The sequence below is a fragment of the Tangfeifania sp. genome, assembly GCF_055108615.1.
Map to the genome: position 1 here is coordinate 25995 of NZ_JBSQIC010000012.1, position 16575 is coordinate 42569.

Consider the following 16575-nt stretch of genomic DNA (forward strand, 5'->3'; position numbering starts at 1 on the left):
CTTTCTGGTTAAGAAAACATGCATATATTATGAATGTTCAGGCAATTTTGAATTAAAATTTTCCGGCAAGAAGGTATTTTTTTAAATTCTGAAAATCATTACCAAGTTCTTTAACCTGCTTGTCTTCCTTTAAAAATGCAGCAAGCCGTTGCGGAATTTCCACATTGGATGCACCAACCACCTGCGCAACGGTTTCTGTAAACTTTGCGGGATGGGCAGTTTCAAGGAAAACACCTGTTTGATTGGGCTTTAAAAAATCAGCTAATGCCTGGTAACCACAGGCACCATGCGGATCGCACAGATATCCGGTTTGGCTGAATACATTTTTTATCGTTTCCCTGATTTGCTCATCGGAATATCGAAAACCTTTCATTACCGAAGAAATTTTTTCATGCGAATGTTCGAATAAATCAAGTATTCGGGCAAAATTACTGGGTGCCCCAACATCCATGGCATTGGCAATGGTTTCCACCGAGGGGCGCGGGTTGTATTCACCGGTTTGAAGGTATTCATAAACCACATCGTTATCGTTGTTGGCCGCAAGAAACTGCGCTACAGGAAGTCCCATTTCGCGGGCAAACAACCCCGCGGTGAGATTGCCGAAATTGCCGCTGGGTACCGAAAATACAAAGTCTTTGTTTTGAAGTGCACCCTTTTTTTTCAGCCGTGCATACGCATTGAAATAGTAAAAAGCCTGCGGAAGGAAACGTGCTACATTAATGGAATTGGCCGAAGTAAGCATCAACTTTTTATTCAACTCCTCATCTAAAAAGGCCGTTTTCACCAGGCGCTGGCAGTCGTCGAAGGTGCCATCCACTTCAAGCGCGGTAATATTTTGACCAAGCGTGGTAAACTGCGATTCCTGGATTTTACTCACTTTTCCTTTGGGATAGAGCACATGCACATGGATTCCTTCCACGCCCAAAAATCCGTTGGCCACGGCGCTGCCCGTATCGCCCGAGGTAGCCACCAGCACGTGCACCTGTTTTTGATTATCTCCCAGAAAATAACTGAGCAGTCGCGCCATAAACCGGGCGCCCACATCTTTAAACGCCAGTGTTGGCCCGTGAAACAATTCCAGCGACCAAATATTTTCTGTGATTTTCACCACCGGGCAATCGAAAGCGAGGGTATCGTAAACGATTTCTTTCAGGCTGGCTTCGTCCACATCTTCACCAAAAAATTTCTTTGCTACTTCGAACGCAATTCCCTGAAAAGAGAGGTTTTGAATATTTTCAAAAAATGAAGGTTCGAATTTTTCAATCCGCCCGGGCATAAACAACCCGTTGTCGGCTGCCAGTCCTTTTACCACTGCTCCTTTCAGGGTTACAAGCGGCGTATTTTTGTTGGTGCTGTAATATTTCATATTTCCAAAAACCGTTTAATAAACTCATCCCCTTTTTGCAAACCATACGCTCCGTTTTTCACACTGAATTCATCGTACACTTCCACCTCATCGGGCACAATACCGGGTTTGTAAACCAGGAACGGCACCGGTTCGCGGGTATGGGTTTTAAGCGCACAGGGTGTGGGGTGGTCGGGCATAATGGCAATGGCCACCGGTTTATCCATTTTTTTGGTTTCTTCCAGGATGTATTTTACCACCCGCCGGTCGAGGTACTCAATGGTTTTTGTTTTCAGTTCCACATCGCCTTCGTGGCCGGCCTCGTCGCTGGCCTCGATGTGCAGGTAAACGAAATCTTTCTCTTTTAGCGCATCAACAGTAGCTTGTGCTTTCCCTTCGTAATTGGTATCGTACAGACCGGTGGCACCTTCCACTTTAATCACTTCCATGCCGGCATACACGCCAATTCCCTGGATTAAATCGACTGCCGAAATTACGGCCGATTTTTCAATTCCAAATAGCTCTTTCAGCGTGGGCATTTTCGGTTTGTTGCCCGGCGACCACGGCCAGATGCTGTTGGCTGCTGGTTTTCCGTTTTCCCGGCGTTTTTCGTTTACCGGGTGATTAGCCAGAATTTCCTGTGATTTCAGAATTAATTCGTTCAGTTTGCGTGCGGTTTCAATCCCTTCTTTCGTCTTTTCATTTATCAAAACATCCTTAAACGGGGCTCCCTGCACATCATGAGGAGGAGTGCAGTTAATATTTTTGTCGCCCCCTTTCACCACCAGCAGGTGACGGTAGGAAACTCCCGGGTAAAATTTCACCTGATTATCGGCAAGTTTTTCATTCAGAAAATGAATAAGTTCAGCCGCCTCTTCGGTTGAAATGTGCCCGCCTGAATGGTTTTTCAAGATACCGTTTTCAATGGTGAGCAAATTGCAGCGCATGGCCAGGTCACCGGGCTGCAGTTCAACGCCCATGCTTGCAGCCTCGAGTACGCCACGGCCGTCGTAAACTTTTTCCACATCGTAGCCCAGAACGGCCATGTTGGCAATTTCGCTACCCGGATGCATCGTTTCGGGAACTGTGCTCAACCGACCCGTTTGTCCGTTTCTGGCCAGCCAGTCAATATGTGGTTTCCGGGCCATTTGCAGGGGGGTTTTCCCGCCAAAATCCTCCAGCGGTTCATCGGCCATTCCATCGCCAAGTATAATTAAGTGCTTCATAATCTTTCAGTTTAAATATTCGATACTTTAATTAAATCGGCAAACACACCGGCAGCCGTAACCGAAGCACCGGCACCGTATCCTTTTATCAGCATCGGGAATTCGTTGTAACGCTCGGTGGTGTACATCACCAGGTTATTGCTGCCTTCCAAATCGTAAAACGGATGTTTGCTATCCACTACCTGCAGCCCGATTTGTGCTTTCCCGTTTTCGTAGCGGGCAACAAAACGCCACTTTTTATTTTCTTGTTCCAGTTTTTTACGTTTCGTTTCAAATTCATCATCAAGGGCCGGGATGTTTTTCCAGAAATCGTCAAGCGAGCCGTCAAAAAAGGAAGCAGGAACAAAACGGTCGATGGTAATGTCTTCCATCTCGAGCGGATACCCGGCTTCGCGGGCAAGTATTAAAATTTTACGGGCCACATCCACCCCGCTCAAATCCACACGCGGATCAGGTTCTGAAAACCCTTGTTCTTTTGCCATTTGTATGGTTTTGCTCAATGGAGTTTCTGCCGAAATAGTATTGAAAATAAAGTTGAGCGTACCTGACAACACCGCTTCAATTTTCAGAATCCGGTCGCCTGAATAAACCAAATCGTTAAGGGTGTTAATAATTGGCAAACCTGCACCAACATTGGTTTCAAACAAAAATTTAACCCCTTTTTGTTTGGCAATGTTTTTCAACGCGGTGTAGTTTTCGTAAGCTGAAGAAGCAGCCACTTTGTTGGCCGTTACCACGGCAATGTTCGACTGCAAAATGTCTTTGTACAGCGAAGCAACCTCGTCCGATGCAGTGCAATCCACAAAAACCGAGTTATAAATATTCATTGCCTTCATCTCTTCCACAAATCCCTGCAACGAAGATTTCATTTCCGAGGCCTGCAGCGTTTCTTTTACATTAGCTATATCAAATCCTTCGCGCCTGAAAACCATTTTTTTGGTGTTGGCAATACCGGTGAGTTTTATTTTCAGGTGCTTTTCATCGAGCAGCTTTTGCTGCTGTTTCTGAATTTGTTGTAATAAATTTCCACCAACAGTTCCAATGCCCATCAGGAATACATTCAACTCCACATTTTCAGAAAGGAAGAACGATTCATGCACCACGTTCAGCGTTTTTCGCAGCTCGCTGGTTTTTACCACCCACGAAATATTCAGCTCCGAGGCACCCTGTGCGATGGCAATAATATTTATCCCATTTCGTCCGATGGTAGAAAACAGTTTCCCGGCAATTCCGGTAGTGTGTTTCATGTTTTCACCTACAATCGCCACTATTGACAAATCGTTTTCAATGGCAATTTTACTCACCTGCCCACTTGCAATTTCTTTTTCAAACTCAGCCCTGATGGCACTTTCAGCAAGACTAACAGCATATTCGTCAATTGCCACACTAATTGAATTCTCGGAAGAAGCCTGAGAAATCAGTATCACATTCACATTCATTTTGGCCAGTGCCGTAAACAAACGCATTGAAATACCGGTAACGCCCACCATTCCAATGCCCTGAAGCGTTAGCAGCACAATCCGGGAGATGGAAGAAATCCCTTTAATCGGCCGGTCTTTCCGGTCACTGGTACTGCTTAAAATAAGCGTGCCTTCGTTTTTGGGCTTAAATGTATTTTTAATATGAACAGGAATTCCTTTCCGGTAAACCGGCAAAATAGTTGGGGGGTAAATCACTTTTGCCCCGAAATGCGACAATTCCATGGCTTCGGAATAAGTGAGCTCAGGAATTGTGTACGCTTTACTGATAACCCGCGGATCGGCAGTCATAAAACCATCCACATCGGTCCAAATTTCAAGAGCTTCTACTTCGAGGGCTGCGGCAATAATGGCTGAGGTATAATCGGATCCTCCGCGGCCTAAAGTGGTGAATTCATTGCGGGAGTTTTTGGCAATGAAGCCCGGAACAACGGCAACGCCGGTAAAATCTTTAAATTTCGCTTTTATCAACTGGTCGGTTTCATCAAAATCAACCGCAGCTTTTCCAAAATTGCTGTTGGTTTTAATAAATTCGGATGCATCTTCCCTGATAGCCCCGGGAATATACTGCGCAACAATATGCGACGAAATACGCTCGCCTATTCCGGCAATGCGGTCGAGGGTTTTGGGCGTGAGCTCCCCCACCAGGGTAATCCCGGTAAGAATTTGCTCGAGCTCATCCAACAGTTCGCCGGCAATATAAGTTATGGGACCCGAGCCGTTAAAAAGTTCGGAAACCGTGTTGGCATGCCGCTGTTTTATTTCTTCCAGATATTTACCAAAATTGTCTGTACCGGTGGCAGCAACCTGTGCTGCCTCAAGAATTAAGTCGGTTACACCTCCCAAAGCCGAAACCACAACAATTACATTGTCATTCTGGCTTTCTACAATTTTTTTAACTTTTTGAATGTTTTTGGCTGAGCCAACCGATGTGCCTCCAAATTTTAAAACCTTCATGCGAACTGTTTTTTCATTAAAAAAAAACTGGATGAATCGACAGATGCGGTTCACCCAGTATAATCTGCCGTTTTTTGTTTCTTATTCTGTTGTGGTGGTGGTTTTTCCCGTAATGGCTTCAAAAATTTTCGTTTCAAGCTCCTGCGCCAGTTCAGGATTATCGATTATCAGGTTGCGCACAGTTTCGCGGCCCTGCCCGAGTTTGGTGTCGCCATAACTAAACCACGAACCGCTTTTTTTAATGATATTGTACTGAACGCCCAAATCGATTATTTCACCCGATTTTGAAATTCCTTCGCCATACAAAATGTCGAATTCGGCTTTCCGGAAAGGCGGGGCCACTTTGTTTTTTACCACTTTCACGCGAACGTTGATCCCCATCACTTCGTCGCCGTCTTTAATCTGGCCAATCCGCCGGATATCCAAACGTACCGATGAGTAAAATTTCAGGGCATTCCCCCCCGTGGTGGTTTCGGGGTTTCCAAACATTACCCCGATTTTTTCGCGCAATTGATTGATAAAAACACAGCAGGTTTTTGTCTTGCTGATGTTGGCTGTAAGTTTCCGCAAAGCCTGCGACATAAGTCGGGCCTGTAACCCCATCCTGGAATCGCCCATTTCGCCTTCGAGCTCTGCTTTTGGCGTAAGCGCTGCCACGGAGTCGATAACAATAATATCGATTGCACCCGAACGCACCAGGTTATCCACAATTTCAAGGGCCTGTTCGCCGTTGTCGGGTTGTGAAATCAGCAGTTCCTCGGTATCCACGCCAAGTTTTTTGGCATAGTACGGATCGAAAGCATGCTCGGCATCTACAATTGCGGCAATGCCGCCGGCTTTTTGCGCCTCGGCAATGGCATGAATGGCCAGCGTGGTTTTACCCGACGATTCGGGGCCATAAATTTCAACTACCCGCCCTTTGGGGTAACCACCTACGCCAAGCGCAATGTCGAGTGCCAGCGAGCCCGACTGGATAGCCGGAAGATTTTCAACGGCCCGGTCGCCCATGCGCATGATGGAACCTTTTCCGTAACTCTTTTCAATTTTGTCCATGGTAAGCTGAAGCGCTTTCAGCTTTTCTTTGTTCATTGTTGCTTTTTCTTCTTTCGTCATGTTCAGACCAGGTTATATATTTAAGGTTTTTAAAATTTGATTCGTATGATCTTTGGTTTTCACTTTTTTGAAAACGTCTTCTATCACCCCGTTTTCGTCGATAATAAAAGTGGTGCGTAGAACACCCATGTATTTTTTCCCGTACATATTTTTTTCGCCCCATGCACCGTAAGCCTGCAGTATCTCTTTTTCTGTATCGGCTATCAAATCGAATTCCAGATTGAATTTTTCTTTAAATTTCCGGTGCGATTCCACACTGTCGGGGCTCACGCCCAATACTTCAAATCCTTTTTCAAGCCAGGCATTGTAATTATCGTTCAGGTTGCACGATTCGGCTGTACAGCCAGGGGTGTTGTCTTTCGGGTAAAAGTAAAGTATCAGCTTTTTCCCGAAAAAATCCTGTAACCCAACCTTTTTGCCATCCTGGTTCACCCCCTCAAAATCGGGTGCTTTATCGCCTAATTTTAGTGTTGTCATGTTTTGTTTGTTTTTCAAGTTCTACAAATATACGTTATTTAATGATAAATATCAGGCAACATCTTATTTGATTCCGAAAGATTCCTTTGCCCTTAAAAAGTTAATGCTTTGCACAATTTTTGTAATTTTACCATTTGTAAATTATCAGAAACAGAACAATGCTGAACAATAATAAATTAGTACTACTAACACTCCTGTTTGTTTTATTGTTTGCCGGGAATGGTAACCTTTTTGCAGGCAACCAGGATGTTTCGGCCATCAGGGCCATGCAACTTTTCGATGAAGGAGAATACGAAGCCGCTGAAATTGCTTTCAGGCAACTGCTGGAAGATGAACCGGGTAACACCATGTTAAATTATTATTATGCTGCCAGCCGAACAGAAAATGGCCATTATTCAGAAAACGATTTGAACACTCTGCTGGGAGTAATAAAAGATGCCACTCCTCTCCGCATTAACTATTATCTGGGAGTTCAGTATCACGCGAGGAGCAATTGGGAGCAGGCACTAAAATACTATAACCAGTACAGGATTAGTGTAAACGAAGAGGACAGGGAAGAAGTTCAACTCACCCAAAAAATTCAGCAATGTTACGATAAAGTGAATCCTTTTGCTGAACAAGAAACACCCGCACCGGCAGCAATTACGGATCAACAGGAACAGCCTGAACCAACCGCCAAACAGGAGCAAACCAAAGAACCCGAAAGTACAATACAGGAAACCACTCCTCCATCACCAAAACAGGAAAAAGAAAGTATTGCAGAAAATACTGTCAAAGAAGGCAGCCTGAAAGCTTCAGCTCCGGTTCCCCAACCGCTTCAAACCGAATTGATTTCAACACCCCGGAAAAATTTGCCCGATCTGCCCGGCGTAAAAGCAACCTACACCCCCCCGTCGGGTGAGCCGGTTGAATTTCAGATAAATAACAAAATTACCTACCTCAACACCGCCCACTTCAAAACTGAAAAGGGAAAAGAACTTTTTCTGGAAGGGAAGGCCCTGCAAGAAGACCTGGAACGGCAAATGGAAAAAGCCGATGCATTGCGGAAAGAATACAGAACGACACAAGATGCTGAAAGAAAAGCAGAAATTGGCGATGAAATTCTTACTATCGAAAATGAATCGTACCAAATCAGGGAAAATATTATGCAACTGTTTTCGAAAAGCAGGCAACACGAAAATAGTTACTGGCAACATGCCGGGGAAACTGCAGTAAATAATTTCATTATAGAACTGGATAAAATGAAAAGAGCCCGCAAGCAGGCAACAGTTCAAAACCAGGAAGAAAACACCGGCACTCCGCTTTTAATAGCAGCGAGCAATTTGCTCAATAATTCGGAACCAGCATTGCAAAACCAGCAGCAGGAAAACGAAAACGAGCTGGTTTACAAAATACAAATAGGAGCCTACAGCCGCGGACTGCCCTCTTATGTTGAACGGAAGTTCAATAAATTGTCGCTAATACGCAAGATTGACAACTATACCGATGAAAACGGAATGGTAGTTTACACCACAGGAAATCTCTCAAATCTTAATGATGCCATAAAAATGCAAAACCAGGTGAGGCAGGAAGGAATAGAAGATGCCTTTGTTGTACCGTATTTTAACGGAAAAAGAATAACTTTGGAACAAGCAAAAAAAATAGAAGCAGAAGATGACAACGAGAGAGACTAAAAAGAATCCGGCCAGGAACCTCCCAAAAAAGGAAACCAATGAATACCTGCTGGTTTTGCACAACGATGAAGTGCACAGTTTCGATTACGTTATTGATGCACTGATTGACATTTGCGACCACGATTACGAACAAGCAGTACAATGTACGGTAATTACCCACCACAATGGCAATTGCGACATTCGTAAAGGTGAATTTGACACGTTAAAAAAAATGAAAGATGCGCTGACTGAAAGAGAGTTAAGCACATCTATAAATACAAAAACATGACCGCATTTGCTATTATTTTGCTCATTTTACTGGGTTTGTTGCTCTTACTCATCGAGTTTGCCGTGATACCCGGAGTTACCATTGCCGGGATTGGCGGATTCATTCTGCTGGGCATCAGCGTTTATATAGCTTTCTCAGAATATGGCACCGGGATTGGTTTTCTTACCCTCACGTTTGTTTTAATTGCCTCCCCATTGCTGATTTACTATTTCTTTAAATCGAAATCGGGCAAAAAAATGATGCTTGAAACTTTTGTTGACGGCAAAGTGGAATCGGTTGACAACTCCAAAATTAAAGTTGGCGATACCGGAAAAACCATTGGACGGCTTGCTCCTTCAGGAAAAGTGAAAGTAAACGGCGAAATAGTTGAAGCTCAGTCAACCGGAGCTTATGTTGACCACAACACCGAAATAAAAGTATTGAAAATGCTCACTAATAAAATAATTGTAGAACCTGTAAAAAAATAACAAAATGATTGAATCAATAGGTACATGGGGAGTGGTGATTGGAGTAATTGTTTTACTTTTCATCATCCTCTATTTCATTCCCATCGGGTTGTGGTTTTCAGCCCTGGTTTCAGGCGTAAAAATTTCACTTTTGCAACTCTTTCTGATGCGGTTCAGGAAAGTTCCGCCGGGAGTTATCGTCCGGGCACTAATCGAAGGAACAAAAGCAGGCCTTCATCTCAACCGAAACGATTTGGAGGCGCACTACCTGGCCGGCGGGCACGTGGCCAATGTGGTGCACGCGCTGGTGTCGGCATCCAAAGCCAATATCGACTTAACTTTTAAAGTGGCCACTGCCATCGACCTTGCCGGCCGCGATGTGTTCGAGGCCGTTCAAATGTCGGTTAACCCGAAAGTAATTAACACACCCCCGGTTACTGCCGTTTCAAAAGACGGAATTCAGCTGATTGCCAAGGCACGTGTTACTGTTCGCGCAAGCATTAAACAACTGGTTGGGGGTGCCGGCGAAGACACGGTTCTGGCCCGCGTGGGCGAAGGAATTGTTTCTTCCATTGGTTCCTCGCACTCACACAAAGCCGTGCTCGAAAATCCGGATTTCATCTCAAGGGTGGTTTTGGAGAAAGGGCTCGATGCCGGTACAGCTTTCGAAATTCTCTCCATCGATATTGCAGACATCGACATTGGTAAAAACATTGGTGCCGGATTGCAAATTGACCAGGCCGAAGCCGACAAGAACATTGCACAGGCCAAAGCAGAAGAACGCCGTGCCATGGCTATAGCCCTCGAGCAGGAAATGAAAGCAAAAGCACAGGAAGCCCGTTCCAAAGTTATCGAGGCCGAAGTGAAAGTGCCGCTGGCTATTTCCGAAGCATTCAAAAACGGAAACCTGGGCATAATGGATTACATGAAATACAATAACATAAAAGCCGATACGGCTATGCGCGGGTCAATTGCAGACGACGAGCAAAATGATAAAAAAGAATAACATTCAATAACTTACAACAAAAAGCCTTTCATTTTCAGAAAGGCTTTTTGTATGATTTAATATTGAATAACATATTTTTAACATTCAGTTAACCCATTCAATCAAAATCGGGCTTATATTTGCAGCATAGTTTTAGTTCATAGGTTTAGGTTTGATTAGTTTTATTGGTTTAGTTAGATGAAAAGGATGGGTGTTGACCCGTCCTTTTTTTTTGACACATCATCAGGAGCCGGAGTTTCCAACTTTGGATTTTATTTAACGCCCCCTACCACCTGAGTTAATAGCCAAAATATCAAGTGTGCTACTGTATTCCCATCTCTTTGGGATACTCGATGTGTGATAAAAACAGTCCCCGGGCAGGTGCCGAAGCTCCTGCTGCCCCCCTGTCTTTTTTTTCAATAATTTCCCTGAAATCTTCCACCGAAAGTTTTCCGCGGCCAACTTCCAGCAATGTTCCTACAACAGCACGCACCATGTTGCGTAAAAAACGGTCGGCCCGGATGCTAAAAACCAGTAGATCTGCTTCCCTGCCCCACTCTGCCCTGTATATTTTGCAGTAGTTGGTTTTCACATCGGTATGCAGCCGGCTGAAGCTGGTAAAATCAGTGTATTCAAATAGTAATTTGGCGGCTTCGTTCATTTTTGGCACATCAAGCGGAACCGTGTACTGGTAGCTGGTTTCGGTTTGAAACGGATTCTTCTGTTTGGAAATATAATAGTGGTAGGTGCGCGAAATGGCGCTGAACCGGGCATGGAAATCGCCGGGTACTTTTTTAATGCTGAAAACCGCGATGTCAGGCGGCAGAAAGCGGTTCAGTTTGAAAGCTAAGTCTTCTTCTGCAATCGCCCTATTTTTACTGTCGAAATGCAGCACAAAATACGATGCATGCACACCGGTATCGGTACGGCCGGCACCCACTACTGCAATTTCTTCGCGCAGAATGGTTGACAATGCTTTTTCCATAACCTCCTGCACCGAAACGGCATTGGACTGAATTTGCCAGCCGTGGTAGTGGGTTCCTTTGTAACTCAGTTGTAAAAAATAGCGTTGACTCATTGTTTTTTCGCTTCAAACTGCAAATTAACCATTTTCTCGGCAAATTACATCGGTGAGACGGATGCTGGCTGTAAAACTATTTGACACAGGACCACCTCGCCCGCCAAATGACGGGCTTCTCCCTCCTTAGAAAGGAGGGAAAACGTTCGTGTTACAAATTGTCTATGTGCTCATAAATTATTTATGGCACCTGAAAATAACATTTGGGATTTAGTTTGAATTCAAAAAACAAAGCCGGAAAGTGGTTTTATTTCACTCCCCGGCTTTGAATTTCTGATGAATGTTAAACCTGCTTTCGCAGTTATTTTGCCAGTTCAGCTTTATCACCTAAAGCTGTTGTATATGGCCTGATGCTGTAACTAAATTGTGTTTTTTCAGCTTTTAATACATAACGGTCCATGGGTGGCGGGCCGCAACTTCCACCGCCCAGACCGTTGTGTGCAACGTCGATGGTAAGGATGGTTTGTTTCTCTTTGTTCAGTTCATACGGATGATTGGCTACATCCAAATCGAGTGGTGTGTAGTGCATCGCACTGAAATCCATGTGATTTTTTGCTGAAACAAGAATGCCTGTACCAGTGTGGTTGGTAACAGTAACCCAACGTACGTCGCTGCGGTTGCCACAATCCTGCGGGCGAATATAAGGAACAAACATATCGTCGGCCGTAGTTTGGTAGCGGCCAATGGCGGCAGCATGTTTACGATCTACATAGTTTTCAAATGGGCCGGCGCCAAAATATTCCACGTTTTCAAATCCTTCCGGTAACCGGAACATAAAACCTAACCGTGCCAGCGACCATTCAGCTTCGTCGGGTGTAAAAGTGGTTGCTATGTCGATAATACCATTGCCATGAACTGTGAATAGAGTATTGGTAACCACCGAATAACCTTCGGGAGCCGTCGATTTCACATCAGCTTTAATTTCAACCTCGGTATCGCTAATGGTGTTTACTTCGAGATTCTGCACCTCGGTAGTAAGGTCCCACAGCTTCAGCTGTTTCCAGAATCTGCCCGGGCCACGGTCGTTATCCACCGGTGCCCTGAAAATATTCAGCATTGGCCCGGCCACGTTTTTCGGGGCCGGCGGCTGATAGTTGGCATCACCTCCTCTGGCTCTGCGCATGCGTGGCATAAACATCATACCACGTGGTTTTTCAGTGCTCATTACATCGGTTTTGAAATACTGCAAATCGGTAATGGTTCCCACTATTTTGTTGAAGGTAACCCTAAAGTTTTTACCGGTAATAATTACTTCACTGTTGGTATCCTGTACTGCAACAGGCGGAACATAATCGGGTGTAGCCGTGTAAGCAGGAACATTGTACGGAACTTCAAATTGTTCCCATGCTACAACATGTCCGGCATTGCCCCACCTGGTATCTGTTTTCAGGCTGAAAATCACTTTCATAAAATATTCACTGCCGGGTTTCAGCTCCGGGTTTTCAATGGGCACTGTAATATTTTTTGTTTCTCCCGGAGCCAAATCGAGTGAAGGCATCTGTCCGGCTTGAATCACTTTTCCATCGCAAGCCAGTTCGTACGATAGATTAAACGCATTTAAATTAATAAACTGGTATTTGTTTTGAATTTGTACCTGGCCATTTAACAAGTCGATGGGTTCGAAACCAACATACTGGTATACCTTTTTCACTTCCTCCATTTTGGGTGTAATCTGTCTGTCGGGAGTAGTGAGCCCGTTGATGCAAAAATTACCGTCATTTGGGAAATCGCCATAGTCGCCACCATAGGCATAAAAATATTCACCTTCTTTTCCGGGTACGGGTTTGGCCAGTCCCTGGTCTACCCAATCCCAGATACAGCCACCGATCAAGCGTTTATGGCTGGCAATAACATCCCAGTATTCCTGTAAGTTGCCAACTGCATTTCCCATGGCATGGGCATATTCACACATAAAAAATGGCCTTGGATCGTCTTTCGCTCCGGTATTGTCCAGCCATTCTACACTTGGGTACATGGTCGATTCAATGTCGGCCACTTCGTTGTAACCCTGGTAATGAACAGGGCGTGTAGTATCCATTTCCTTAACTTTGTCGCGGCAGGCTGTAAAGTTAATTCCGCCACCAGCTTCATTTCCCAATGACCAGATAATTATAGACGGGTGGTTCTTTAGTAAATCCACCATGCTCACCACGCGGTCGATATGTGCTTTCTGCCACTTTTCGTTTTTCGCCAGCGATTCAGGGCCGTAACCCATTCCGTGCGATTCGATGTTCGCTTCGCTAACCACGTAAATTCCATAAATATCGCAAAGTTTGTAAAAGTCGGTATGGTCGGGGTAGTGGCAGGTACGTACGGTATTTATATTGAACTGTTTGAACAATTGAATATCGCGAACCATCATATCGAGGCTCACATGTCGGCCACCAAACGGATCGTGTTCGTGGCGGTTTACACCTTTCAGCAAAACAGCTTTCCCATTTACCCACAATTGCTGATCCCGGATTTCAATTTTCCTGAAACCAACATGCGAGGAAAGTACTTCCAAAACATCGCCTGCATTGTTTTTCAGCACAAATACGGTTTGATAAAGGTTTGGAATTTCGGCTGACCACAGTTTTGGGTGAGATACAGGTACCGATTCGTTGATTTCCAGTCCGTTTTTGGTAGAAACTTTTTTTACCGGAACCGTTACTATTTTTTGATCGGGGCCAGGAACTTTTCCAAATTCTGAAAGGTACACATCGCACGAACTAACATCGGAAACACCAAAATTACGGAACTTCATGTTAATCTTCAGCGTGGCTTCTGTGAAGTCATCATTTAAGTCAGTCTTCAAGCCAAAATCCCATAAATGAGTTTTCGGGACCGAATATAAATAAACGTCGCGGTAAATACCGCTGAACCGCCACATATCCTGGTCTTCCAGGTAGCTTCCGTCGCTCCAGCGATACACTTCAACCGCCAGTATATTTTTGCCGGGTGCCAGGTATTTGGTAATGTCAAATTCAGCGGGAGTCATACTTCCCTGGCTATATCCAACTTTCTGACCATTTACCCACACATAAAATGCACTTTTTACACCGGAAAAGTGAAGAATAACTTCGCGACCATTCCAATCGGCTGGGATTTCAAAATCACGGCGATACGAACCTACCGGGTCAGGCGCATCATGTGCTGTAAAATATTCCGGTGCCGGAGAAGTAACTTTGGGCGGGTCTTTTGCAAACGGAAACCGCACATTGGTGTAAATGGGTTTTCCGTAACCTTGCAGTTGCCACTCCGAGGGAACTTTAATATCGTCCCAGTACGATACATCAAAATCCGGTTTATAAAAATCAACCGGCCTCAGATCCGGGGCTTTAACCCAGTTAAATTTCCATGTTCCGTTTAAATCCTCAAAGTAAGGGGAATTGTACGGAACATCGCTCACAGCTTCCTTTATGCCCTGGTACGGAACATATTGGTTGTGGGCACTTTCTTTGTTTATCCCAATAACCTGCTCATTTTCCCAATCGTGTTGCTGTGCAAACGCGCTAAAACTAAAAGCAGTTATCAGGGAGATTCCGATAAGTAATGTTTTTTTGAACATAATATTTTTAATTTATCAGGTATTGGTTTAAAAAATAGATTATGTTTATTGTCGAGAATGGAAAAGGCCTATTCTCATTTGTTCAATTAACTATGATTGTTAAATGAGCAATTAGTTTAATCCTCTTTACCTAAACTGGCACGCTAAGGTATAAAAAAATAGGACGCACGGCATTTAAAGCATCGTTAACAAAAATGAAATTCATATTTATTTTGAAAAAGTGCCGGCTGCTGTCAGATATTTACTGCTTGTTAATTTCTGTTGCCTGGATTAGATATTCCTCTCACAGGGCTGTTCAATTCTAATCTTATTTAGAATGCTCAAAAAACAAGGAATGTTTATAACTTTGTAATTCACTAAAAAACAGAGCTATGATCATTTTCAAGATAAAAAAGCAATGCAGGTTTTAAGCTTTTTTGATACCCGGTCGGAACTTATCCTTGCCCATGAAACGATAGATGTAAAAACAAACGAAATACCAGTGGCACAAGCCTTGATCCCACAATTGGGATTAGAAGGAGTTATATATACTTTGGATGCCTTGCACTGCCAGAAAAAAACGTTTGAAATAGCCGGGAATGAAAATATAGAAGAAAAACAATGGAGCAGATATATTGAATCTGTCATTTGCGAAGAAAGGCAAACATACATTTTATTTAGAATTGAACAGCCCTTTTGATGGAAAAGAATAACGCAATCTATAATCTTCAATATTTGTATCCTTAGCGCACTTTGCACAGACGTATTTTTGCGACCTTTGCGCGGAAATCTTTTTCCTCTTGTCAAATGAACTTATTCTTCAATCAACTTTGCCATGCACCGCACTGAAAATTTGACAGGTTTTAATCTCAGTTATCCACACCCCAAACACTAATAACTGACAATGAGACAGTTGTGTCGAAATATTGACATTCAAAAACCAGTAAAATCTACGTGGTATGCCATTTGATATTTCTGTTATCAGAAAAGAAAATTAAAAAAATGTAGAACCATTAAAAGTAAAGGAGGGTAAAGCCATGACACTCGCAAGAAGAAATGAAGGTTATTTTCCATCATTTATCGATCGTTTTTTTAACAACGATTTAATGGACTGGGGTACTTCAAACTTTTCAAGTACCAACACATCGTTGCCGGCTGTTAATGTAAAAGAAACCGACGATGATTACTTTATCGAAGTGGCAGCTCCGGGGATGAGCAAAAAAGATTTCAATGTTAATTTTCAGAACAATGTATTAACTATTTCTTCTGAAAAGAAAAATGAAAAAGAAGAAAAAGAAGACAGTTATACCCGGAAAGAATTCAGCTATCAATCGTTCCAGCGCTCATTTACAGTGCCCGGAAACGATGTGGACAGTGATAAAATTACTGCCAGCTACGAAAACGGTATTCTGAACATTAAGCTTCCCAAAAGAGAGGAAGTAAAACCGAAGCCGGCACGCGAAATTAAGATTTCGTAAGATCTCCCCTGGCCTCCGCCAACTGGCGGAAGGGGAATAAGAGGAAAAGTTTGAAGGCAGGGAGTTTTGCTCCCTGCTTTTTTATGGGATTTAGGAAGCGGGAAGCAGGAAGTGAACAGCTTGCAAGTTTGGGAATCTTCCTAATGACCGATGACCGGTGAAGGAAGCAGAGGGCAGAGAGCAGAGAGAAAAGCGGAAGGAGCTTAACGGTTTGATCCGCTTAGCGCATGGCTGGATAAGCGGAAAGCGGGAAGCAGGAAAAGGGAAGCTCGAAGTTTGAAGATGAATAATGTAAACGCTGACAGGCCATTCAGACGCTGTCAGGTTTGGGAAACACCGTCTTGTCAGCGTGCAACGCACCTGACAACGTCAACTAATATATCTCTTCCTTATGGAGGCTTTGTAAAAGAAGAAGGCACAAGAGGAAGCGTCAGTGCAAAATCAGAAAAAATTGAATCGTATATGAAGACTTGGCGGGGCTTAAAACTTTTTAACAAAATAGTTGGCCGAATTCTAACACAA

Annotated in this window: 13 protein-coding genes; 6 read left to right on the top strand and 7 right to left on the bottom strand. The window is 43.8% G+C overall.

Going from position 1 to position 16575, the window contains the following annotated elements; genetic code table 11:
* Positions 1–52 precede the first annotated feature (52 nt).
* From thrC to bcp, 5 genes are all read right to left on the bottom strand, one after another.
* Entirely contained in the window at positions 53–1366 is a 1314-nt protein-coding gene (gene thrC / locus ACTCNA_RS04330; RefSeq protein ID WP_462946671.1) for a threonine synthase, read from the bottom strand.
* Positions 1363–2571 carry a cofactor-independent phosphoglycerate mutase gene (locus ACTCNA_RS04335; RefSeq protein WP_462946672.1) on the bottom strand — a complete coding sequence of 403 codons (1209 nt, stop codon included), beginning with the start codon at positions 2569–2571 and terminating at the stop codon, positions 1363–1365. Before ACTCNA_RS04335 ends, thrC begins: the two co-directional genes overlap by 4 nt.
* Positions 2572–2582: 11 nt before the next feature.
* Complete coding sequence (gene thrA / locus ACTCNA_RS04340) at positions 2583–5006, bottom strand: bifunctional aspartate kinase/homoserine dehydrogenase I (RefSeq protein WP_462946673.1); 2424 nt, start codon at positions 5004–5006, stop codon at positions 2583–2585.
* Between the two features lie 81 nt (positions 5007–5087).
* Positions 5088–6119: a recombinase RecA gene (recA, locus tag ACTCNA_RS04345; RefSeq protein WP_462946674.1), complete on the bottom strand. Its 1032-nt coding sequence runs from the start codon at positions 6117–6119 to the stop codon at positions 5088–5090.
* Positions 6120–6131: 12 nt separating this feature from the next.
* Positions 6132–6596, bottom strand: a complete 465-nt coding sequence (gene bcp, locus ACTCNA_RS04350; RefSeq protein ID WP_462946675.1) for a thioredoxin-dependent thiol peroxidase — start codon at positions 6594–6596, stop codon at positions 6132–6134.
* Between the two features lie 158 nt (positions 6597–6754).
* On the opposite strand from bcp, the gene ACTCNA_RS04355 reads away from it, so the two are divergent.
* The 4 genes from ACTCNA_RS04355 to floA are packed head-to-tail and all read left to right on the top strand — an operon-like array spanning position 6755 to position 9989.
* Positions 6755–8269, top strand: a complete 1515-nt coding sequence (locus ACTCNA_RS04355; RefSeq protein WP_462946676.1) for a tetratricopeptide repeat protein — start codon at positions 6755–6757, stop codon at positions 8267–8269.
* Positions 8250–8537, top strand: a complete 288-nt coding sequence (locus tag ACTCNA_RS04360; RefSeq protein ID WP_462946677.1) for an ATP-dependent Clp protease adaptor ClpS — start codon at positions 8250–8252, stop codon at positions 8535–8537. The genes ACTCNA_RS04355 and ACTCNA_RS04360 overlap by 20 nt, the downstream gene beginning before the upstream one ends.
* The gene (locus ACTCNA_RS04365; protein ID WP_462946678.1) at positions 8534–9004 is read left to right on the top strand and encodes an NfeD family protein; all 471 of its coding nucleotides are present in this window, start codon (positions 8534–8536) and stop codon (positions 9002–9004) included. The genes ACTCNA_RS04360 and ACTCNA_RS04365 overlap by 4 nt, the downstream gene beginning before the upstream one ends.
* Before the next feature lie 4 nt (positions 9005–9008).
* On the top strand, positions 9009–9989 hold the full coding sequence (gene floA, locus ACTCNA_RS04370; protein ID WP_462946679.1) for a flotillin-like protein FloA: 981 nt from the start codon (positions 9009–9011) through the stop codon (positions 9987–9989).
* A 301-nt stretch (positions 9990–10290) separates the two neighbouring features.
* Here the strand turns inward: floA and truA are convergent, their stop codons facing one another.
* Positions 10291–11046 carry a tRNA pseudouridine(38-40) synthase TruA gene (gene truA, locus ACTCNA_RS04375; RefSeq protein WP_462946680.1) on the bottom strand — a complete coding sequence of 252 codons (756 nt, stop codon included), beginning with the start codon at positions 11044–11046 and terminating at the stop codon, positions 10291–10293.
* 301 nt (positions 11047–11347) lie between these two features.
* A complete protein-coding gene (gene lacZ / locus ACTCNA_RS04380; protein ID WP_462946681.1) occupies positions 11348–14596 on the bottom strand; it encodes a beta-galactosidase, LacZ type in 3249 nt (1082 codons plus the stop codon).
* Between the two features lie 397 nt (positions 14597–14993).
* Here lacZ and ACTCNA_RS04385 point away from each other — a divergent pair, with 397 nt between their 5' ends.
* The gene (locus tag ACTCNA_RS04385) at positions 14994–15275 is read left to right on the top strand and encodes a hypothetical protein (protein ID WP_462946682.1); all 282 of its coding nucleotides are present in this window, start codon (positions 14994–14996) and stop codon (positions 15273–15275) included.
* 337 nt (positions 15276–15612) lie between these two features.
* On the top strand, positions 15613–16053 hold the full coding sequence (locus ACTCNA_RS04390) for an Hsp20/alpha crystallin family protein (protein WP_462946683.1): 441 nt from the start codon (positions 15613–15615) through the stop codon (positions 16051–16053).
* Positions 16054–16575: the final 522 nt, after the last annotated feature.